Origin of the sequence: Saccharopolyspora antimicrobica, from assembly GCF_003635025.1 — a bacterium.
GTDB lineage: Bacteria > Actinomycetota > Actinomycetes > Mycobacteriales > Pseudonocardiaceae > Saccharopolyspora > Saccharopolyspora antimicrobica.
Genome location: NZ_RBXX01000002.1, coordinates 7908311 through 7929168, shown reverse-complemented (window position 1 = coordinate 7929168; position 20858 = coordinate 7908311). Strand labels below are relative to the sequence as shown.

21 protein-coding genes are annotated in these 20858 nt (G+C 72.1%); 14 read left to right on the top strand and 7 right to left on the bottom strand.

The features are described from left to right. Window positions 1-5: 5 nt before the first annotated feature. Entirely contained in the window at window positions 6-1193 is a 1188-nt protein-coding gene (locus tag ATL45_RS37310) for a zinc-dependent alcohol dehydrogenase (RefSeq protein ID WP_093160171.1), read from the top strand. Between the two features lie 68 nt (window positions 1194-1261). On the opposite strand, the gene ATL45_RS37305 is transcribed toward ATL45_RS37310, so the two are convergent. Continuing rightward, a complete protein-coding gene (locus ATL45_RS37305) occupies window positions 1262-2080 on the bottom strand; it encodes a DUF1206 domain-containing protein (protein ID WP_093160173.1) in 819 nt (272 codons plus the stop codon). Window positions 2081-2144: 64 nt separating this feature from the next. Further along, the gene (locus ATL45_RS37300; protein ID WP_093160176.1) at window positions 2145-2333 is read right to left on the bottom strand and encodes a ubiquitin-like protein Pup; all 189 of its coding nucleotides are present in this window, start codon (window positions 2331-2333) and stop codon (window positions 2145-2147) included. 178 nt (window positions 2334-2511) lie between these two features. Here ATL45_RS37300 and ATL45_RS37295 point away from each other — a divergent pair, with 178 nt between their 5' ends. Next, window positions 2512-3528, top strand: a complete 1017-nt coding sequence (locus ATL45_RS37295; RefSeq protein WP_093160179.1) for a lysylphosphatidylglycerol synthase transmembrane domain-containing protein — start codon at window positions 2512-2514, stop codon at window positions 3526-3528. Between the two features lie 54 nt (window positions 3529-3582). Here ATL45_RS37295 and ATL45_RS40120 read toward each other — a convergent pair whose 3' ends face one another. Continuing rightward, the gene (locus tag ATL45_RS40120) at window positions 3583-3717 is read right to left on the bottom strand and encodes a hypothetical protein (RefSeq protein WP_256258601.1); all 135 of its coding nucleotides are present in this window, start codon (window positions 3715-3717) and stop codon (window positions 3583-3585) included. A 291-nt stretch (window positions 3718-4008) separates the two neighbouring features. Between ATL45_RS40120 and ATL45_RS37290 the strand changes: the two genes are divergently transcribed. Continuing rightward, window positions 4009-4809 carry an alpha/beta fold hydrolase gene (locus ATL45_RS37290; protein ID WP_093160181.1) on the top strand — a complete coding sequence of 267 codons (801 nt, stop codon included), beginning with the start codon at window positions 4009-4011 and terminating at the stop codon, window positions 4807-4809. Between the two features lie 316 nt (window positions 4810-5125). Beyond that, window positions 5126-6517 (top strand): MFS transporter, encoded by a 1392-nt coding sequence (locus ATL45_RS37285; RefSeq protein WP_246025759.1) that lies wholly within the window; start codon window positions 5126-5128, stop codon window positions 6515-6517. A gap of 1 nt (window position 6518) precedes the next feature. On the opposite strand, the gene ATL45_RS37280 is transcribed toward ATL45_RS37285, so the two are convergent. Then, window positions 6519-7424: a glycosyltransferase family 2 protein gene (locus ATL45_RS37280; RefSeq protein WP_093160186.1), complete on the bottom strand. Its 906-nt coding sequence runs from the start codon at window positions 7422-7424 to the stop codon at window positions 6519-6521. A gap of 99 nt (window positions 7425-7523) precedes the next feature. Between ATL45_RS37280 and ATL45_RS37275 the strand changes: the two genes are divergently transcribed. Further along, entirely contained in the window at window positions 7524-8486 is a 963-nt protein-coding gene (locus tag ATL45_RS37275) for an NAD-dependent epimerase/dehydratase family protein (RefSeq protein WP_093160188.1), read from the top strand. Here ATL45_RS37275 and ATL45_RS37270 read toward each other — a convergent pair. Genes ATL45_RS37270 through ATL45_RS37260 form a run of 3 tightly spaced genes read right to left on the bottom strand, consistent with a single transcriptional unit; the run spans window position 8443 to window position 10785 of the window. Beyond that, on the bottom strand, window positions 8443-8988 hold the full coding sequence (locus tag ATL45_RS37270) for a GAF domain-containing protein (RefSeq protein WP_170210465.1): 546 nt from the start codon (window positions 8986-8988) through the stop codon (window positions 8443-8445). The two genes, ATL45_RS37275 and ATL45_RS37270, sit on opposite strands and share 44 nt — an antisense overlap. A gap of 28 nt (window positions 8989-9016) precedes the next feature. Continuing rightward, a complete protein-coding gene (locus tag ATL45_RS37265) occupies window positions 9017-9892 on the bottom strand; it encodes a glycosyltransferase family 2 protein (RefSeq protein ID WP_177242118.1) in 876 nt (291 codons plus the stop codon). After that, a complete protein-coding gene (locus ATL45_RS37260) occupies window positions 9889-10785 on the bottom strand; it encodes a polysaccharide pyruvyl transferase family protein (RefSeq protein ID WP_093160193.1) in 897 nt (298 codons plus the stop codon). The genes ATL45_RS37265 and ATL45_RS37260 overlap by 4 nt, the downstream gene beginning before the upstream one ends. A gap of 209 nt (window positions 10786-10994) precedes the next feature. Here ATL45_RS37260 and ATL45_RS37255 point away from each other — a divergent pair, with 209 nt between their 5' ends. From ATL45_RS37255 to ATL45_RS37215, 9 genes are read left to right on the top strand one after another with little or no spacing between them, the layout of a single operon-like run. Further along, window positions 10995-12632, top strand: coding sequence for a carbamoyltransferase family protein (locus tag ATL45_RS37255; protein WP_093160196.1), 1638 nt, complete (start codon window positions 10995-10997; stop codon window positions 12630-12632). After that, complete coding sequence (locus ATL45_RS37250) at window positions 12629-14137, top strand: HAD-IIIA family hydrolase (protein WP_093160198.1); 1509 nt, start codon at window positions 12629-12631, stop codon at window positions 14135-14137. The genes ATL45_RS37255 and ATL45_RS37250 overlap by 4 nt, the downstream gene beginning before the upstream one ends. Beyond that, window positions 14134-15150 carry a glycosyltransferase family 9 protein gene (locus ATL45_RS37245; RefSeq protein WP_093160201.1) on the top strand — a complete coding sequence of 339 codons (1017 nt, stop codon included), beginning with the start codon at window positions 14134-14136 and terminating at the stop codon, window positions 15148-15150. Before ATL45_RS37250 ends, ATL45_RS37245 begins: the two co-directional genes overlap by 4 nt. Then, window positions 15147-16106 (top strand): glycosyltransferase, encoded by a 960-nt coding sequence (locus ATL45_RS37240; RefSeq protein ID WP_093160203.1) that lies wholly within the window; start codon window positions 15147-15149, stop codon window positions 16104-16106. The genes ATL45_RS37245 and ATL45_RS37240 overlap by 4 nt, the downstream gene beginning before the upstream one ends. After that, complete coding sequence (locus ATL45_RS37235) at window positions 16103-17314, top strand: glycosyltransferase (protein WP_093160206.1); 1212 nt, start codon at window positions 16103-16105, stop codon at window positions 17312-17314. The genes ATL45_RS37240 and ATL45_RS37235 overlap by 4 nt, the downstream gene beginning before the upstream one ends. After that, complete coding sequence (locus ATL45_RS37230) at window positions 17311-17880, top strand: D-sedoheptulose-7-phosphate isomerase (RefSeq protein WP_093160208.1); 570 nt, start codon at window positions 17311-17313, stop codon at window positions 17878-17880. Before ATL45_RS37235 ends, ATL45_RS37230 begins: the two co-directional genes overlap by 4 nt. After that, window positions 17877-19253 carry a PfkB family carbohydrate kinase gene (locus ATL45_RS37225; protein WP_093160211.1) on the top strand — a complete coding sequence of 459 codons (1377 nt, stop codon included), beginning with the start codon at window positions 17877-17879 and terminating at the stop codon, window positions 19251-19253. The genes ATL45_RS37230 and ATL45_RS37225 overlap by 4 nt, the downstream gene beginning before the upstream one ends. Then, a complete protein-coding gene (locus ATL45_RS37220) occupies window positions 19237-19923 on the top strand; it encodes an SDR family oxidoreductase (protein WP_093160213.1) in 687 nt (228 codons plus the stop codon). Before ATL45_RS37225 ends, ATL45_RS37220 begins: the two co-directional genes overlap by 17 nt. Then, window positions 19914-20852: a glycosyltransferase family 9 protein gene (locus ATL45_RS37215; RefSeq protein ID WP_093160216.1), complete on the top strand. Its 939-nt coding sequence runs from the start codon at window positions 19914-19916 to the stop codon at window positions 20850-20852. Before ATL45_RS37220 ends, ATL45_RS37215 begins: the two co-directional genes overlap by 10 nt. Window positions 20853-20858: the final 6 nt, after the last annotated feature.

Below are 20858 nucleotides of genomic sequence, written 5' to 3'. Positions count from 1 at the left end.
TGCGCGTGAAGGCACTGACTTGGCAGGGACCGCGGAACGTGCAGGTGACCGAGGTGCCCGACCCCCGCATCGAAGCGGACACCGATGCGATCATCGCGGTGACCACCACCGCGATCTGCGGCTCCGACCTGCACCTGTACGAACTGCTCGGGCCCTTCCTGGAACCGGGGGACGTGCTCGGGCACGAGGCGATGGGCATCGTCCGGGAAACGGGTTCGGCGGTCGAGCACATCAAGCCGGGCGACCGGGTGGTGGTCCCGTTCAACATCTCCTGCGGGCATTGCTGGATGTGCGACCGCGGGCTGTTCGCGCAGTGCGAGACGACGCAGGTCCGCGAGCACGGCAGCGGTGCGGCGCTGTTCGGGTACACCAAGCTCTACGGCAGCGTGCCGGGCGGCCAGGCCGACCTGCTGCGCGTGCCGCAGGCGCAGTTCGGCCCGATCAAGGTGCCCGACGGGCCACCGGACGAGCAGTTCGTCTTCCTCTCCGACGTGCTCCCCACGGCCTGGCAGGCGGTGGCGTACGCCGCCGTCCCGGAAGCGGGCACGGTGGCGGTGTTCGGGCTCGGACCGATCGGTCAGATGAGCGCTCGGATCGCCGCGTTCCGCGGCGCCAGGGCGATCGGCATCGATCTCGTGCCCGAGCGCTTGGAGATGGCGTCGCGCCACGGGATCGAGGTGATCGACGCGCGCGACGTGGAGGACGTGCCGGGCGCGGTCCGGGACAGGACCGACGGGCGCGGTGCCGACTCGGTGATCGATGCGGTCGGCATGGAAGCCCACGGCTCGCCCGGAGCCGAGTTCGTGCAGAAGCTGGTCAGCGCGCTGCCCGGCGCCGTAGCGGAGCCGATGATGACCAAGGCGGGCGTGGACAGGATGACGGTCCTGCACCAGTGCATCGACGCGGTGCGGCGGGGCGGGACGATCTCGGTCAGCGGCGTCTACGCCGGTACCGCCGACCCGATGCCGATGCTGGCGATGTTCGACAAGGGCGTGCGGATCACCATGGGGCAGGCGCACGTGAAGCGCTGGATCGGTGATCTGCTGCCGCTGGTCGAGGACGAGTCCGACCCGCTCGGCGTGCGCGATCTCGCCACTCACCGGTTGTCCCTGGACGACGCGCCGCACGGCTACGACATCTTCCAGCGCAAGGAGGACGGAGCGGTGAAGGTGCTGCTGAGCCCCGGCGACTGAGGCGCAGGCGTTTCGGGAGAGCCGGCTTCCGGTTGCGCGCCAACGGAAGTCGGCTCGACCGGGAAGGCCTAGCGCCGATGCGTGCGCGCCGCGGCGAAGCAGAAGATCGCGAAGGCGACGAAACCGAAGGCGATCAACCCGAGAGCGACCTTGCCGGGATCGTTGGCGGCCAGCAGGTGCAGCGCCTGGTCGAGCCCGCCCGATTGCCGGGCGTCGCGAGACACCGCGGCAGCGGCGAACAGAACCCCGATGCTCGCGTAAGCGACGCCCTTCGCCACCCAGCCGATCACCCCGCACCGCTTGATCCAGGCCTTGGCGCGCGCGGACATGCCGCTCAGGTCCAGGTCCTCCAGGAAGCTCTTGATCAGCCCGCGCCGGATCGTGGCGACGGCCACGACCAGCACGACGGCCGCCAGCAGGCCCACGAAGATCCGGCCCGCAGGCAGTTCGAGGACGCCGGCGGTGAACTGCTTCTGCTGCGCGCTGCTGGAACCGACCTGGACGCCGGTGAACTGCCGTGCCGCCAGCACACCGAGGCCGAGCGACAGGACGGCGCGACCGAGCGCGCCGAGCTTGCGGGCGATGCGGGTGCCGCGGCCGCGAACCCAGTCGAACCCGATCGCGGCCATCGCGAACTGCGAGAGCGCGAACGCGATCAAACCCGCTGCGAGGAGGGCCAGCAGCGCAGTGCCGACGGGCTGCTGGGCGATCTTGGCGATCGCGCCTTGCGGAGCAGGTTGTTCCTGCGGCCGGCCGAAGGCGACCTCCACCGCGAGCCAGGCGATGACGAGGTGGATGAGCCCGTAGCAGGCCCAGCCCGCCATCCCCATCAACCGCACGGGAGTGTTGCGCTCCGCTCGGTGGGTCAGTCGGTTCCGCGTCTTCATCGCATCCCGCGACGAAAGCCGGGTGCAGCGCTGCCGTCCCGAAGAACATCGCGCACGACCGCGGCTACTCGCCGCCCTTCTGGACGTAGGAGCGGACGAAGTCCTCGGCGTTGTCCTCCAGCACGTCGTCGATCTCGTCCAACGTGGCTTCGGTGTCCTCGTTGAGCTTGTCCCGGCGCTGCCCACCGACGGTTTCCGGCTCGGTCTCGTCCTCGTCCTGGTGGTGCCGCTGGTGGTTCTTCTCCTGGCGCATGGTTCACCTCGCTCCCGATGTCCTCCTACCTCACTACCCGGCTGGTGAGGGCGACAACCCGTTGTACGTGGCACGTCACGACGCAGCGCGTTCCCGGGCGCGTGTTTGCCCGTGATCCGCCTTCGGGAACACGTGGGTGCGAGGCCCGCGGTCCTGAGCGGAATGCAGCGGGGGAGACATGTGGAAGCTCGTGCGCAGGATCGTGCAGTGGTCCGTGCTCGTCATCGGCATCGGGTTCCTGGTCTGGCAGCTGCCCGGGCTGGTGGGGGAGGCCGGCCGGTTGCGCTCCGCGCTCGCGGGGATGCGCTGGGAGTGGTTCTCGGTCGCCGTCCTGTGCGGGCTCGGCAGTTTGGTGGCTTACGGGGAACTGCACCGACGCCTGCTGCTGGGCGGCGGCGTGCAGGTGGGGACGTGGGCCATCCAAGCGATCCACTTCGCCGAGAACGCGCTGTCGACCACCCTGCCCGCGCTCGGCGACCCGGCGGGCTTCGCGTATGCCACCTACAAGCTGCACCAGCGCGGTGTGGGCGGGGTGCTGGCCGCTTGGTCGACCGTGCTGAGCGGGGTGGTGGCGACGATCGTGCTGTTGCTGCTGGGCGTGCTCGGTCTCGGAGCCACCGGCAGGGTCCCGGTCGTCACGGCGGCGGCGGTCGCAGTCGTCATCGTCGCCGGGTCCTGGGCGTGCTGGCGCGTTGTCACGAATGCCGGGCTGCTGCACCGCACCATGCACGCGCTGACCGAGCTCGCCCGACGGGTTCCGCTGCTCGGCCGAGGCGCCTGGGCGGCGGAGCCCGATGCGACCGCGCGCCGGGTGTCGGAGCGGATCCAGCTCCTCCGCCCCAGCGGGCCCCAGTGGACGGCGGTCGTGGTGGTCGCGGCCCTGAGCTGGGCGTTCGACTTCCTGAGCCTCACGGCCACCGCCGTCGCCCTCGGCGTCCCCCTGGCGTGGTCCGTGCTCCTCGTGGGCTTCCTCGTCGTGCAGGCGAGCATCGCACTGCAGATCATGCCCGGCGGCGCGGGACTGGCCGAAGCCGGACTGCTCGGCGTGCTGGTGACGTCCGGGACTCCGGCAGCCGAAGCGATGGCGGTCGTCCTGGTGTACCGGGGGATCAACTGGGTCGGCCTGGCGGTGCTGGGCTGGCTGGTCTACCTCGTCGACATGCGCGGGCGTGCCGGTCGGTGCGACGAGTCGTAGCTGCGCGGCGAACTAGTGCTGGTCGACGCGGGCAGCAGCGGACATGAGCTCCAGTCAGTCCTGTTCCTCGTAGTGCCGGTGGGCGCGGCGGCGCTCCTCCTTGCGCCTGCGCGCCCATTCCTGCTTGACCGTGCGGAACTGCTGGGGCGTCGCCGTGCCCTCCTCCGGAGCGGAAGCGATGATGTCCATTTCCCGGTTTTCCTCGCGGCGAAATGCCGAAACTCCGCCGACGGAGTGGTGGTCCCGGTCGCGGCCCGCGCAGGTTTGCACCGCTTTTCCGAGGGGCAGACCGGAAGCCGGAATTCGAACCTCACGCACGAGGAGATGAGTTGTCATGGCCGCCCCGGAACATCGCGGGTGCGCGTGCGCGGCGAGCAGCTGGAGGCCTGATGCCCGCACCGATGACCACAGACAGCAACTCCTTTCTCTTGCGCATCGCGGTGCCCGGCGGTTGACGGCGCCCGGTACGAGGCGGTGCGCATGATCGACCGGCGAACGGCCCCGGCGGCGGATCACTTCGTCCGCTACACCGAGACGGCCGCGGGGCGCATGCGCAGCAGGGTGTTCGGTTGCGAGCGCGCCGGTGCACCGCCGGTGATCGCGCTGATGGGGATGGGCGTCTCGGACTACTTGATGCCCTCCATGCGCGCGTTGGCGACGTGGACCCAGGCGCACCTGGTCGATCTGCCCGGGCTCGCCGGCAGCGGCCCGGCCCGTCGGCGGTTGGACGTGCCGGGCTACGCCGCGGCGGTGGCCGAGTGGATGGACCGCGCCCAGCTGCCGCCCGCGGTGCTGATCGGGAACTCCAGCAGCACGCAGGTGGCGGCGCACGCCGCGGCGATGCGGCCGGAACACCTCCAGCTCCTCGTGCTCGCCAGCCCCACCGTGGACCCCGCGTACCGGTCGACGCCGCGGGTCCTGCTGCACTGGCGGATGGACTCCCGCCACCCGATGCCCGGCCTGCAGCAGCAGCACACGCCGGACTGGGCGCGCGCCGGGTTCCGGCAGCTGTGGCACGTCCTGCAGGTGCACCTGCGGGACCGGATCGAGGAGACCGTGCTCCGGGTGCGGTGTCCGGTGCTGGTGCTGCGCGGCGATGAGGACGGGCTGTCCACCGAGTCGTGGGCGCGAGGGTTGGCGACCGAGGTCGCGGACGGACGCTTCGCGGTCATGCCCGGGCCGCACAGCTTCGTCTGGTCGGCGCCGTCGGCGTGGTCGGAACCGATTCGCGAGGCTGTGGCGTCCGTCCCAGGACACGGGGACGCCCAGAACCAGCGCTGAGCGCACAGCCCGGTCTAGCGGCTCTGATCGCCGCGACGCGCGGACCACGATAGTCCACTGTGGACAACTCTGGGTTCCGTCCCGCTGCTTCCTGATCGGCGCTGGGCGGGATGACTCCTCGTGACCAGTCGTTCGGCGGGATGTCGCGATCTACCTGCGATTTCACCGGTTTGCTGAGAAGCCGAACACAAATAGTGTTCAGATTCCTGGTCGGAGTGCCACCGTTCCAGGAGCGCCCGCACCGACTTGGCGCTGCCCGGTGGCGGGACACCCCGATCAACGGCCGCCGGGACGAGAGCAGGAAAGGACTCCCGCTTTGCGCGCCTCCGCGGCCCCGATGTTCCGCGCGCTGAAACACCCGAACTACCGGCACTGGGCGACCGCTGACTTCGTCTCGGTGACCGGGGCGTGGATGCAGAACCTCGCACTCAACTGGTTCGTCCTGGTCAAGACCGGTTCGCCGGCGATGCTGGGGCTTTCGCTGTTCTTCCAGACGCTCCCCGGCGTCGTGCTGGCACCGCTGGCAGGCGCGATGGCCGACCGCTGGCCGACCCGTCGGGTGCTGTTCACCACGCAGGGCCTGCACGGTGTGCTGGCGCTGGTCCTCGCCGGTGTCGCGTGGGTCGACGGACCGCTGTCGGTCGTCTACGCGACGGCGCTGATCGGTGGGGTGGTCACCGTGTTCGACGGGCCGGCGCTCGGCCGGTTCGGCTCGCAGCTGGTCCCGAGGGAGGACCTGAGCAACGCACTGGCGCTCGGGTCGATCATCAGCTCCGGTGGCCGGATTCTCGGCATGGGGCTGGCCGGCGCGCTCGTGGTGGTCACCGGCGTGCCGCTGCTCTTCCTGCTCAACGCGCTCAGCTTCGCGGCGGTGCTCTTCGCGATCTCCCGAGTGCGTCCCGAAGGGATGTTTCAGCTGGCGACCAGCGCACCGGGACGGGCAGGTGCGATCGCGGGCTTGCGCTACGTGTTCGGCCAACGACCGCTCGTGCTGCTGTTCCTGCTCAGCTTCGTGCTGTCCTGCCTCGGGCGCAACTACCAGGTCACGATGGCGGCCATGAGCGCCGGGCCGCTGCAGGCCGGAGCGGCGGGATACGGCGTCCTGTCGGTCGTCTTCGCCGCGGGCACGATCGCCGGTGGTTTCGTCGCCGCGGCCTGCAAGCAGCTGACCTTGCGCCTGGTGCTGGTCATGGCGCTGGTGACGAGCGTGCTGCAGTTCTTCAGCGGAGCCGCTCCGACGCTGGAGATCTTCGCCGCGGTGCTGTTCCCGATCGCCGTAGGCGCGGTGGTCCTCGACACCGCCACGAGCACCCGCATCCAGCTGGACACCGACGAGGACATGCGCGGCCGGGTGCTCGCGGCCAAGGGAATGGTGACGGCGTTGTCCGGCGCGGTCGGCGGTCCGCTGCTGGGATGGCTCTCGGAGGTCTCCGGTGCCGACCACGCGCTGGAAGTCGCCGGGCTGGTCACCGCACTGGCCACCGCCGTCGCCTGGATGCTGTTCGCCCGGTCTCCGCAGCGTCGCGCGATGCCTGCGCACACCCGCTGGGCGCATCTGGTCCCGCCGTCGGCAGCCACCGCCGCGGAGTCCTCCGGCGGGACCCGCAGGGTGCCCGACCGGCCGTCCCGGGGCCCGCGCTGGACCGGGCCGGGCCGTCGGCTCACCCGGCGACTGCGCAGCCGCCGCGCGAGGCTCTCGCGGAAGTAGGTCAGCCCACGTAGCGGCGGGCGGGGGAGTGCCGTTGCGGCTCTTCGAGGACCCGGAGGCAGCGCTCGATCCGCTCCGGGACCACCCGCCGCTCGCGCAGGACCCACGGCGTCGCCCTGGCGGCCGCCACGAGGGCGGCCAGCGTGCACCGGTCTTTGGGCGCGCTCGCGGCGACGGTGGCGCTGCGGCGGAGCGCATCGCGGACGGGGCGTCGCAGCCAAGCGGTCAGCACCGTGTTGCGGATCCCGAGCTGCCGCCGCAGCCGAGCGTTCCGGGACGGGGACGGAGCGTGGTGGATGACGATGTCCGGCCGCCAGCACAACCACCAGCCGGCTGCCACCAGGTCGAGGGCGAGCAGCTCCTCCTCACCGCCGAGCCACAGCTTCGGCGAGAACCCGCCCGCCTCGCGGAAGGCGGCGACCCGGAACGTGGTGAGACCGGCCATGAGGCTCATCAGCGCCGGTCCCGGCAGCCAGTGCGGTGCGGGCACGGGCGATTCGCGCAGCTCCGGGACGAGCGGGTCCTCGTGGAGATCCGGCTCGACCAGGCACCGCCCCATCACCGCGGCCACGCTGCCGAAGCGGTCCAGCACGGCCGCCGCTCGGCCGAGCGCGCCGGGCTGCCACGTGGTGTCGTCGTCGCAGAACGCCACGTAAGGCGTGGAAACGTGCTCGACGGCCCAGTTCCGGCCCACCGCACCGAGGTTCTCCCGGTGGCTCAGCAGACGTACGTCGGGGAAGTCGGTCCGGATGCGCTCCGAGGTGCCGTCGTTCGAACCGTTGTCCACGACGACGATCGGTGGCTTCTCGGGCAGCCCCGTCATGTGCGTCAGCGTTCGCAGCACTTCGGCGCACCTGTTGTGCGTCACGATGACGACCGAGACGCGGTGGTCGGTTCCTGGCGGCACGATTCGCGATTACCCGGCGGGGTCCGGTGGTAACCACCGGTTTGCCGGTCGGGCGCGCCGGGTAGCGCCGTATCGCGAGCCGATGGGGGTGGGAGACAGGTGTACTGGGATTTCGGCCGGGCAGTGGTGACGGGTGGAGCCGGTTTCCTCGGATCGCACCTGTGCGAGGAGCTGATCGCACGCGGAACGTCGGTGGTCTGCCTGGACAACTTGAGCACGAGTTCCGCGCGTAACCTCGCCGCGTTGCGCTCGGAACGGGACTTCGAGTTCGTGGAGCACGACATAGCGCGTCACGGCTACCAAGCCGACGGCATCGATCTGGTGGTGCACATGGCATCTCCGGCATCGCCCGCGGACTACCTCCGAATGCCCTTGCAAACACTCCGGGTGGGGAGCAACGGGACGCTGAACGCGCTCGAACTCGCCGAGCGCAACGGCGCCCGCTTCCTGCTGGTGTCGACGAGCGAGGTCTACGGCGATCCGCTGCGCCACCCGCAGGACGAGAGCTACTGGGGCAACGTGAACCCGGTCGGGCCCCGAGCGGTGTACGACGAGGCGAAGCGGTACGCGGAAGCCCTCACCTCGGCTTTCGGAGCGCACCGCGATGTCGGGACGCGGATCGCGCGCGTGTTCAACTCCTTCGGGCCGCGCATGCGGCCGGGTGATGGCCGCGTGGTGTCCACATTCGTGTGCCAGGCGCTGCGCGGCGAAGCGATCACCGTCAACGGCGACGGAAGCCAGACCCGGTCGCTGTGCTACGTGGACGACACGGTGCGCGGCCTGCTGGCCGTCGCGTCCGGCCGGCTGGCCACTCCGGTGAACATCGGACGTCCGGGGGAGATCCCGGTGCTGGGCCTGGCCGAACTGGTCCGCAGCCTGGTCGGGTCGCATTCGCCGATCCACCACACCGACGCCGCGGTCGACGAGCCGCGCCGGCGGTGCCCGGACATCAGCCTGGCGAACGCCGAGCTCGGCTGGCGCCCCGAGGTCGGTGTCGTGGAGGGGCTGCGGCGCACGATCAGCTGGTTCGCCGCTGAGGGCGGTGTTTCCGCCGCGGGGTAGTCGTGGTCTCGCGGACGAGCGCCGCGTGCCCGTTCCCGTCGCGCAAGAGGTCGGAAAGCTGTTTCCGCAGCTGCGCCACCGCGTTCAGCGCGGTGGGTACGTCGGTGTCGGCGAACGCGTGCGAGCGCTGACCGTAGAGGCTCACCGCCGCGCGCAGCTGCGGCTCGCCGATGAGCGGTACGACGAGGAAGCTGAAGACGCGCGCTTCGCGCGCAGCACGGGCGAATCCCGGCCACCAGGTCCGGATCTCCGTGACGTCGGCCAGGACGGCGCTGCGGGTGCGCATGGCCTCCGGACACGGCCCGGTGCCGTCGCGCAGCTGGCCCGCATCGATCCGCGCGGCCCGTTCATCGGTGTGCAGGAACAGGCGGGCCGGGGCGACGCAGCTGATGCCGCCCATGCCGGCGCCTGGAACCGCGACGACGAGTTCCGAGAGCAGCCCGCGCAGAACGGGTTCCGCGGACTCGGAGGTGCGTCCGCTGCGGGTGCGGTGTGCGTCCACCTCTCGCCCCCGTTTCGGTCGCTGGCACCTACCGGCCGAATTCCTCCAGCACGCGCACTTCCCGAGCTGTCTCGGCCGGAAGGCGTCTGCGCTGCGCCAGAGCTGCGGGAAGCCGCCGCGCGGCCCCGAGGACAGCGCGGCGGCTCGCCCCGGTGGTGACGGAATCACCGAGCAGCTTCAAAGTCCGTTCGACGGCGGCGCCGGCCGGGTACCGCATCCAGGCGATGAGCAGGTCGTTGCGCATCTCGAGGACTCGCCTGGCCTGAGGGGAATCACGTGCCGTTGACGGGTGGTGGTGCGCGACCACGTCGTCGACGTAGACCAGGTCCCACCCGGCCGCGCCGAGATCGCAGGCGAGCAGCTTCTCCTCGGCGCCGAAGAAGAGCGTGGCGTTGAAACCGCCGACAGCGCGGAACGCCCGTCGCCGGACGACGGCGGCGCACGCGGTGAAGCCGAGGATGCGCGGGCCCGGCAGCTCAACGGGCGTGCGCAGCGGCGAACGCGTCATCAGGTCGTTGACCGGGTCCGGGTGCTCATCGCGGCCGACGAGCGTGCGCGCGGCGATCAGCCCCAGTCCTGGGTGCTCGGCGAAGATCTCCTCAGCACGGGCGAGGGAGCCCTCCGTCCACCACGAATCGTCATCGCTGAACGCCACGTAGGTGCTGACCGCGTGATCGACACCGAGGTTGCGCCCAGCGGCGCCGAGATTGCGCGGTGCTTCGACCAGGCGAACCCACGGGAAATGCTCTGCCACCAGCTGCGGAGTTCCGTCGGCCGATGCGTTGTCCACGACGACGATCTGCGGCTGCGGACGCAACGCGCACAGCTCGCTCAGGGTCCGGCGGAGCTCCCCGCGCCGATTGCGCGTCGCGATCACGACGGTGGTGTCCAGCGCGGTGCTCATACCCGCTCCCGCTCCGCGAGGAGGGCGTCGACACCGGCGGCCAGCAGCGGCGAGCTGGTGGTGCTGCTTTGTCGCGCCGCCGACTTCCCCGCGGCTCGCAGGCACCAGACCCACCAGCGGTCCAGCAGCGACCGCGAATCGTCCCCGAGGAGCTGGTAGGGCTGGAGGAGCGCGGGCCACTGCCAGGCGTCGGCCTGCGCCGACACCTTCCCGCCACCTCGCACCGGGTCGACCGCCAGCACCGGCTTGCCGCGGGACAACGCGAGCACGAGGCCGTGCAGGCGGGTGGTCACCATGACGTCGACCCGGTCGACCAGCGCGATGAACTCGTCCACAGTGGAGCAGAGGCGCCAGTCGTCGCCGGTGAGCCGGGTGTCCAGCTCCAGCACGGCGCCGTCGAGTTCGTTGAGCCAGGACCGGAGCTCGGCGTGAACCTCCTCGTGCCTGCGCGAGTCCCCGTACTCGGGCTGGCCGGGAGCCAGCACGACTCCTACCACCGGGACCTCGCGGGCGTCGGCGGGAGCCGAGAGGTCCACCGCGGGCTCCCCGTCCCCGTCGCGGGGGAGCACGCGGTGGAAACCCGTCACCGCCGGATCGGCCCCGTCCAGCACCGAAACCCCGATCGCCACCCTGGTGCAGTCCGGGAAGCGCGAATGCAGGCCCGATACCTGCCAGCCGTGCGCGGGCCCGCAGACGAAGACGAGGTGCGTGTAGTCCGCCGGTCGTGCGTCGTCGAGACCGAGTGTGCCGGGCACGAACCGCGGGCTCCACGCCGTCTCGTTGCGGATGTCCCGCGCCGTCAGCTCAGCCGCCAGGTGCTGCATGCTCAGCACGTCACCCGCGGTCGCTTCACCGTGCAGGAAACTGGGCCATCCCGTGATCAGAACTCGCACAACACCTCCTGAACCGCCGCTTCGCATCGACTACCCGAGCGCTGCCGTGCGCATGCCAGTCAGCTGCGGACCGTGAGCGACTGGCGCGCATTCGACCGCTCACCAGGCGTGTTGCGTTTAGGAGTCGCTTCGCAGGGTAGCGATGTAGGCATGGCCGCTCCGAGTCCGGCCTCCCACCGGAACATCCGCACCCGCAGGAGGAGAACACCGTGCGAATCCTCGGGATCAACGCTGTTTTCCACGACCCGGCGGCCGCGCTGGTCGTGGACGGACGCATCGTGGCGGCCGCGGAGGAGGAACGCTTCTCCCGCCGCAAGCACGGGAAGCAGCCGGTTCCGTTCTCGGCCTGGGAACAACCCGAGCAGGCCGCCGCGTGGTGCCTGCGGCAGGCCGGGATCGCGGCGTCGGAGCTCGACGCCGTCGCCTGCTCCTACGACCCGCGGCTGGTGGACCACGCGGTGTCCGGAGTGGATTCGGAATGGGAACACCTGCGCACCACCTTCGCGCTTCGAGCGCCGTACTTCCTCCGCACCGCACTGCCCGGACTCGACCCGGAGATCGTGCACTTCGTGCCGCACCACGTCGCGCACGCGGCGTCGGCCGGGTTGGCCGCACCGTTCGGCGATTGCGCGGTGCTGACCGTCGACGGACGCGGGGAGAGCACCTCGGCCCTGGCCGGGGAGTACGTCGACGGCCGGTTGCGGGTGCTCGCCACGCAGCCGTTGCCGCACTCCCTCGGGCTGATGTACGAGGAACTGACCGAACACCTGGGTTTTCACCGCTCCAGCGACGAGTACAAGGTCATGGCGCTGGCCTCGTACGCGAAACCGACCTTCCTGCCGGACTTCACCGAACTCGTCCGGAGCGACGGAGAAGGGCTCTACGAGATCGGCGAGATCGAGTGGGATCGGTGGGCGCCGCGCCGTGGCCCGGGCGATTCGCTGGACGAAGTGCACGCGCAACTCGCCGCCAGCGTTCAGGCCAGGCTGGAGGAGGTCCTGCTCGACGTGGCCGGGTGGCTGCACGAGCGGACCGGACAGGACTGCTTGGCGCTGGCCGGCGGTGTCGCGCTCAACTGCGTGGCGAACACGCGGCTGGCCACGGCCGGACGCTTCCGGCAGGTGTGGGTGCAGCCGGCGGCGGGCGATGCGGGAACGGCGCTCGGCGCGGCGCTGCACCACGCTGCGGAGAACGGTGTCGCGGTGTCCCCGATGCCCGGAGCGGACCTGGGGCGCGAGTGGTCCGATGCGGAGATCGAGGAACTGCTCAAGACCGCCCACGTCCGGTACGAGCGACCGGACGACATCGCCGAGGTCGCGGCCGAAGCGCTGGCGCGGGACGAAGCGGTCGGCTGGTTCCAGGGGCGAAGCGAGTTCGGCCCGCGCGCTCTCGGGCACCGCTCGTTGCTCGCGCACCCGGGCCACGCCGCCAACGTCGAACGGCTCAACGACATCAAGGGACGCGAGCAGTTCCGCCCGGTGGCCCCGATGACGCTGGCCGAGCGGGCCGGCGAGCTGTTCTCCCGCGGGCCGCTGCCGAGCCCGTACATGCTCTTCGTGCACGACGTTGTGCCGGGCTGGCAGGACCGGATCCCGGCAGCGGTGCACGTCGACGGCACGGCCCGGCCGCAGACCGTCGACCGCGAGCGGGAACCGCTGCTGGCCAGGCTGCTGGATTCGTTCCACGACCGCACGGGGTTGCCGACCCTGATCAACACCAGCTTCAACACCGCCGGGCGGCCGATGGTGGACAGCCCGGCCGACGCGCTGGAGTGCTTCGGCTCCTCGGCGATCGATCTGCTGGCCATCGGGCCGTTCGCGGTGCGGCGTCAGGGCGGTGCGCGGTGAGCGCGCAGCGGCCCCGGTACGCGGTGGTGATTCCCACGACCGGACGCGCGAGCCTGGCGACGGTGCTGAGGGCACTGGACGCGAACACGGGTCAACCACCGGAGGAAGTGCTCGTCGTCGACGACCGCCCGCAGCCGGCAGCACCGCTGGAACTGCCGGAGACCGAACTTCCCGTCTGGACGGTGCGATCGGGCGGCCGGGGGCCGGCAGCCGCTCGCAACGCGGGGTGGCGCATCGCGGATTCCGAGTGGGTCGTGTTCCTGGACGACGACGTGGTCCCGGACCCGTCGTGGCGGGAGCAGATCGCCGAGGACCTGGACGTGGGCAGCGATGTGGGCGCCTGCCAGGCGACGATCAGGGTTCCGCTGCCGGGTGATCGTCGCCCCACCGACTGGGAGCGCGGCACGGCGGGCCTGACCACCGCGTGGTGGATCACCGCGGACATGGCGTACCGCAGGGAGGTCCTCGACGCGTGCGGCGGGTTCGACGAGGAGTTCCCCCGGGCATTCCGGGAGGACGCCGATCTCGCGCTGCGCGTGCAGGCGATGGGGTGGCGCCTGGTCACCGGGAGCCGGATCACCGAACACCCGGTGCGCCCAGCGGGTTTCCTCGCCAGCGTCCGGGCGCAGGCGGGCAACGCCGACAACGCCATCATGCGCCGCAAGTACGGCAGGCGCTGGCGGCGCCGGATCGGAGAAGGGCCCGGACGCACCCGGCGCCATTTCGCGACCACGGTCGCGGGCCTGATCGCGTTGACCGCCGCCTGCGGCCGACGACCGGGGTGGCGCGCTGCGGCGAAGTTCAGCGCCACCGCATGGTCGGTGCTCACCGCGGAGTTCTTGCTGCGCCGGATCCTGCCCGGTCCCCGGACGCCCGGCGAGCTCGCGCGCATGGCGGTGACGAGCGTGCTCATCCCGCCGGTGGCGTGCTGGCACCGGCTGCGCGGCGAGGTGCGGAACCTCCGGCCGAGACCGCGAAAACCGGCTGCGGTGCTCTTCGACCGGGACGACACGCTGATCCGCGACGTGCCCTACAACGGCGATCCCACGAAGGTGCGGCCGATGCGAGGAGCGCGCGGCGCGCTCGACCGGCTGCGGGTGCACCGCGTTCCCATCGGGATCGTGAGCAACCAGTCCGGAGTGGCTCGCGGCCTGCTCAGCGAGTCGGATCTCGCCGCAGTCAACGCGGAGGTCCGCCGTCGGCTGGGGCCGTTCGACACCTGGCAGTGCTGCGTGCACGACGAAGCCGCGGGCTGCGGTTGCCGCAAACCCGCACCCGGCCTGATCGAGCGCGCCGCAACGCAATTGCGCGTCTCCCCGCGGGATTGCGTGGTGGTCGGTGATACCGGCGCGGACGTCGAAGCGGCCGTCGCGGCCGGTGCCAAGGCGATCTTGGTCCCCACCGAGCGCACCAGGGCCGAGGAGATCACCAGCGCGCTGCTGACGGCCGAGGTCGCACCCACCATCGAAGCGGCGATCGAACGAGTGCTGGGCGGATCATCGTGAGCCGCCCGATCCTGGTGGCGCGCTTGGACAACATCGGCGACGTGCTGCTCGCCGGTCCGGCCGTGCGCGCCGTCGCGGCGCACGCCGACTCCGTCGTCATGGTCGCCGGACCGCGCGGCGCGGCGGCGGCGAACATGCTGCCCGGTGTCGACGAGGTGGTGCAGTGGTGCGCGCCGTGGATCGACCCCGAACCGCCTCCGGTGACCGCCCCGGCGATGACCGGGTTCATCGACCGGGTCCGGGAGATCGGCCCGGCGGGCGCGGTGATCTTCACCTCCTACCACCAGTCGCCGCTGCCGCTCGCACTGCTGCTGCGGATGGCCGGTGTGCCGCGGATCGCCGCGATCAGCGAGGACTACCCGGGTTCGCTGCTCGACGTCCGGCATCGGATCGACGGCGATCCACCGGAACCGGAGCGGGCGTTGTCGCTCGCCCGCGCGGCGGGCTTCCCGCTGCCGCGCCGCGACGACGGACGGCTCCGGGTGCGCACACCGCTGCCGGACGTCTCCGGCCGGGTCGGTTCGCAGCGCTACGTGGTCGTGCATCCCGGAGCATCGGTTCCCGCCCGGCAGTGGCCCGCGTTCCGGAGTTCCGCGCTGGTCCGGGCGCTGGCGGCCACCGGCAGGCACGTCGTCGTCACCGGAACGGCGGCGGAGCGGGACCTGACGGCCCGGGTCGCGGGCAGCGACGGCCTGGACCTCGGCGGACGAACCGACCTCCCGCAGCTCGCGGCGGTGCTCGCCGGAGCCGACGTGGTCGTCGCCCCGAACACGGGGCCTGCCCACCTGGCGGCCGCGGTGGGAACTCCCGTCGTATCGCTGTTCGCGCCCGTGGTGCGGGCCGCGAGGTGGGCGCCGTACGGCGTCCGCAGTGTCGTGCTCGGCGACCAGCGCGCTCCGTGCGCCGACACGCGCGCCCGCGTCTGCCCGGTTCCCGGGCACCCGTGCCTGTCGCACGTGACCGCCGACGACGTTCTCGCGGCGGTGGACCGGCTTCAGGAGGTCGCGGCGTGAAAGTCCTGGTCTGGCACGTGCACGGGTCGTGGACGACGGCGTTCGTCCGCGGTCGGCACACGTTCCTGGTGCCGGTCACGCCGGGCCGCGGTGCCGACGGGCGCGGCCGGGCGCAGACCTTCGAGTGGCCGGACAACGCCGTCGAGGTCGAGCCGGACCTGCTGCGGCAGGAGGACGTCGACGTCGTCGTCCTGCAACGCCCGCACGAGATCGAGCTGACCGAGAAGTGGCTCGGGTGCCGGCCCGGAATCGACGTTCCGGCGGTCTACGTCGAGCACGACACGCCGCGCGGTCCGGCGGTGGAGACCCGCCACCCCCTGGCCGAGCGCAGCGACATCCCGCTGGTCCACGTCACCCACTTCAACGAGGTCTTCTGGGATTCCGGCCGCGCTCCGTCCACTGTGATCGAGCACGGCATCGTCGATCCCGGCCACCGCTTCACCGGCGAGCTGCCCAGCGCGGGCGTCGTCGTCAACGATCCGATCCGCCGGGGCCGCCTCGTCGGCACCGACCTGCTGCCGCGGTTGGCCGCGGCGGTTCCGCTGGACGTCTTCGGGATGCGGGTCGCCGGCCTGCCGCAGCACCTGGGCACCGAGCGGATCACCGCGCACGAAGACCTGCCGCAGAGCGAGATGCACGCCGAGCTGGCGAGGCGCCGGGTGTACGCGCACCCGTTCCGCTGGACGTCGCTGGGCCTCTCGCTGCTGGAGGCGATGCTGATCGGCATGCCCGTGGTGGTGCTCGCGAGCACGGCGGCCGTGGAGACCGTGCCGCCCGGAGCCGGGGTGGTCTCCACGCGTCCGCAGGTCCTCGCCGAGGCGGCGGCTGCCTTCGCCGCCGACGTCGACCTCGCCCGGGAAACCGGCGCCGCGGCGCGGGCTGCGGCGCTGCAGCGGCACTCGCTCGACCGGTTCCTGGCCGATTGGGACGAGCTCTTGCAGGAGGTGTCGCGATGAAGATCGACCTGGTCTCCGAGCACGCGAGCCCGCTGGCCGCCCTCGGCGGTGTCGACGCCGGAGGGCAGAACGCGCACGTGGCGGAGCTGGCGACGGGGCTCGCCCGCCGAGGTCACGACGTCGTCGTGTGCACGCGGAGGGACGATGCATCGCTGCCGCACCGCGTCGGCACCGCGGCCGGCTTCGTCGTCGAGCACGTGACCGCCGGACCGGCGGAACCCGTGCCGAAGGACGACCTGCTGCCGCACATGGGCGAGTTCGGCGACCGGCTCGCCGAGAGGTGGGCGGCGGACCGGCCCGACCTGGTGCACGCGCACTTCTGGATGAGCGGCCTGGCGGCCCAGCGCGGCGCGGCCGGTGCGGGCGTGCCGGTGCTGCAGACCTTCCACGCGCTGGGCCGGGTGAAACGTCGTCACCAGGGCGACAAGGACACCAGCCCGCCGCAGCGGATCGAGCTGGAGGCCGACATCGCGCTCGGCGCGGACAAGGTGGTGGCCACGTGCTCCGACGAGGTCGCCGAACTGGCGGAGATGGGCCTGCCCGCGGAGCGGACCGCCGTCGTGCCGTGCGGCATAGACCTGGAGCGGTTCCGGCCCGGGCCGGGCGGTGGTCCGCCGAACACGCACCCCAAGATCCTGTGCATCGGCCGGCTGGTGGAGCGCAAGGGGATCGACATCGTCATCCGGGCGCTGCGGCGGATCCCGGGTGCGGAGCTGCTGATCGCAGGCGGGCCACCGGGCCCCCGGTGGCATCGCGATCCCGAGGTCCGACGGCTGCAGGAGGTGGCCGAGCGGGCGGGGGTGGCGGACCGGACCACCTTCCTCGGGCAGGTCGATCACGAGCGCACCCCGCAGCTCTACCGGTCGGTCGACGTCGTGGTCAGCACGCCCTGGTACGAACCGTTCGGCACCGTGCCGGTGGAGGCGATGGCCTGCGGAACGCCGCCGGTGGTCAGCGCCGTGGGCGGCCACCTGGACACGGTGGTCGACGGCCACAACGGAGTGCACGTGCCGCCGCACAGCCCGGCCGCCGTGGCGCAGGCGGTGCGCGAGGTGCTCGCCCGCCCGCGATGGCGCGCGGAGCTCGGCGCGGCAGGCGTGGCGTGGGCACGTGCGCACTACGGCTGGAACAAGTTGGTCCGGGAGACCGAGGCGGTCTACCGGCAGGTGCTGGCGGCCCCGGTCGTGCTGGGAGGAGGAGCGACGTGATCGAGGAACACTTCACCGCGCTCGGCACCGCAGCCCGGCGTGCCCGCGGCGCGGCGCCGACGGTCCGCCGCTGGGCCCATTCGCTCGTCGACGTGCTCGAAGGTGGTGGCCGGTTGCTGACCTGCGGCAACGGCGGAAGCGCGGCAGAGGCTCAGCACCTCAGCGGTGAGCTGGCCGGCCGCTTCCTGCGCGACCGCAAGCCCTACGCGGCGATTCCGCTGCACGCCGACACCTCGGCGTTCACCGCGATCCTCAACGACTACGGGGAGCAGGAGGTCTTCGCCAGAGGCGTGCGGGCCCACGGCCGCGCGGGCGACGTCCTGATCGCGTTGTCCACCAGCGGCCGCAGCCACAACGTGATCGCCGCGGCCAAGACCGCCATGGAGATCGGGATGCGGGCGTGGGCGATGACCGGGCCCGCCCCCAACAGCCTCGCGGCGTCCTGCGACGACGCGATCGCGGTCGACGCGACCGGTGTGGCCACCATCCAGGAGATCCACCTGGCCCTGGTGCACGCCCTGTGCGCGGAGTTCGACGCGCTGACGATCGGGGAGGTGGAGCCGTGAAGCTGGCAGTTGTCGGAGACGCGCTGCTGGACGTTGACCTGTCCGGCGGGGCGGAGCGGCTGTGCCCGGACGCACCCGTGCCGGTGGTCGACGTCGCGGCGCGCAAGTGCCGTCCGGGCGGGGCAGCGCTCGCAGCGGTGCTGGGAGACGCCAGCGGCGCGGACGTCACCTTGATCACGGGGCGCAGCGACGACTCGGCCGGGCGCGAGCTCGAGCGCCTGCTCGCCGCGCGATGCGTGCTGCTCGACGCGCCCTTCAGCGGTGGGACGCCCAGCAAGACCAGGGTCCGCGCGGACGGCCAGTCGCTGGTGCGGCTGGACGTCGGCGACGGGGTGGTGCCGGACCTCCCGCTGGCGGCCGGTCTGTTCGAGGCGCTCCGCAGCGCGGACGCCGTCCTGGTGGCCGACTACGGCCGGGGGATCACCCGGAACTCTTGGTTGCGGCGCGAGCTGGCGAGGTTGCCCTCCGACGTGCCGCTGGTGTGGGATCCGCATCCCCGCGGTGCCGAGCCGGTACCGCGCACCGATCTCGTGGTGCCCAACCACGCCGAGGCCTTGTCGTTCGGTGCCGGTTCCGGAACCGCTGAAGGTGCGGAGGCCCTGCGGCTCCGGTGGGGCTGCGGCGCGGTGGCGGTCACGATGGGCGCGCGCGGCGCCGTGGTGAGCCCGCCTGGCGAGCTTCTGCGCGCGCCCGAGCTGATGGGCCGCCGACCGGACGTCTGCGGTGCGGGCGACAGCTTCGCCGTCTCGGTGACCTTGGCGCTCGGCCGCGGCGTCCCGCTGCTCGAAGCGGTCCGCTACGGCGTGGACTGCGCCAGCCGGTTCGTGGCCGAAGGCGGCGCCGGGGCCTGGGCCTGCGACGGCAGCGAACCGCCGCCGCCGCGACCGGGCCCGTCGTTCTCGCGGGTGGAGCAGGTCCGTTCCTGGGGCGGCCGGGTGGTCGCCGCGGGCGGCTGCTTCGACCTGCTGCACCCCGGGCACATCAACCTGCTCAACCGGGCGCGGTCGCTGGGCGATGCCCTGGTGGTGTGCATGAACTCCGACGAGTCGGTGCGCAGGCTCAAGGGCCCGCCGCGCCCGGTGGTGCACGCGGAGGACCGCAGGTGCCTGCTGGAGGCGCTGGAATGCGTGGACGCGGTCGCCGAGTTCGACGAGACCTCGCCGAGCAGGCTGCTGGAGCAGCTGCGCCCGGACATCTGGGTCAAGGGCGGCGACTACGAACCCGATCAGCTCCCGGAGTCACGAGTGGTCGAGCGCCACGGTGGCCGGACGGTGCTGGTCCCGCTGGTGGACGGCTACTCGACGAGCAGGATCCTGCGCGACCTGGAGCACGGCGGCCGGATTCGGAGGGAATGCCATGGCAGAGCTGGGTAATGTGCTGATCACCGGCGGTGCGTCCGGGCTGGGCGCGGCCACCGTCGAAGCGGTGCGGGCGGCCGGCGGGACCCCGCTGGTCCTGGACCGGGCCGCGCCCTCGGCGTCGGTCAAGTTCGCCTGCGTGGACCTGGCCGACCGGAGGGCCGCCGAGCACGCGGTGCAGGAGCTCGCCGACGCGGTCGGCGGGCTCGACGGGGTGTTCACCGCGGCCGGGATCGATTCCTGCGGGCCGCTCGGATCGGTGCCGCCGGGCGATTGGGAACGCGTCATCGAGGTGAACCTCCTCGGCACCGCGGCGGTGGTGCGGGCGGCGCTGCCCTACCTCGAGCGCTCCAGCGGGACCGTGGTCACCTGCGCGTCCACGCTGGGCATCAGCGCGGTCAGCGAGGCGACGGCTTACTGCGCGTCGAAGTTCGGCGTCGTCGGCCTCACCCGCGCGCTGGCCGCCGAGACCAGCGGCCGGGTCGGCGTCACCCTGCTCGTGCCGGGCGGCATGCACACCGCGTTCTTCGACGGCCGCGACGAGCAGTACAAGCCGCCGCCCGACGCCAAGTTGAACCGGCCGGAAGACGTTGCGCAGTCCGTCGTCTTCGCGCTGAGCCAGCCGCCCGGCTGCGAGGTCCGCGAAATGGTCGTGTGCCACTCGCAGGAGTCGTCGTGGCCGTGAGCGGTGGCTCGGTGCTCGCCCTCCGCGCGCTGGGTCTGGGGGATCTGCTGACCGCGATTCCCGCGCTGCGCGGGCTGCGGCGCGCGTTCCCGCGGCACCGCCTGGTGCTCGCCGCGCCGCGGGCGTTGGACGGGTTGCTCCCGCTGCTGCCGGAGGTCGACGAGCTCCACCCGACCGAGGACCTCGCGGGTTTCGCATGGCACCGGCGGCCACCGGAGGTGGCGGTGAACCTGCACGGCAGCGGCCCGGAATCGGTGGCGGCGGTGTGCAGCACGCGGGCCCGGAGGGTCTTGACCCACCGCCACCCGGCCTTTCCCGCCGTGGCGGGGCCGGAGTGGCCCGCCGACCAGCACGAGGTCCGCCGCTGGTGCCGCTTGCTGGAGCACTGCGGAATCGACGCCGACCACGAGGACCTGCGGCTGCCGGAGCCGACCGGTCCGTCGCCGCCCGGCTCGGCGGTGCTGCACCCCGGCGCGAGTCGGGGAGCGCGGCGCTGGCCGGTGGAGCGCTACGCCGAGGTGGCGAAGTGGCTGACCGCCAACGGGCACCGGGTCGTCATCACGGGCACCGCGCAGGAGCGCGCGATCGCCCGCCGGCTGGCCGAACTGGCCGGACTGTCACCTGACGCCGTGCTGGCCGGTGACACCGATCTGCCGCAGCTCGCTCGCCTGGTGGCCCGCGCGAAGCTCGTGGTGTGCGGTGACACCGGCGTCGCACACCTCGCCACCGCGTTCGCGACGCCGTCGGTGGTCCTGTTCGGACCGGTCGCACCGGCGCTCTGGGGACCGCCGGCGGACGGTCCGCACATCGCGCTCTGGGACGGGCGCAGCGGCGACACCTTCGCCGCCGAACCCAGCCCGGGACTGCTGGCGCTCGGCCCCGGGCAGGTGATCGAAGCAGCCGGGGAACTCCTCGCGCGAATCGGTTGAGGCAGG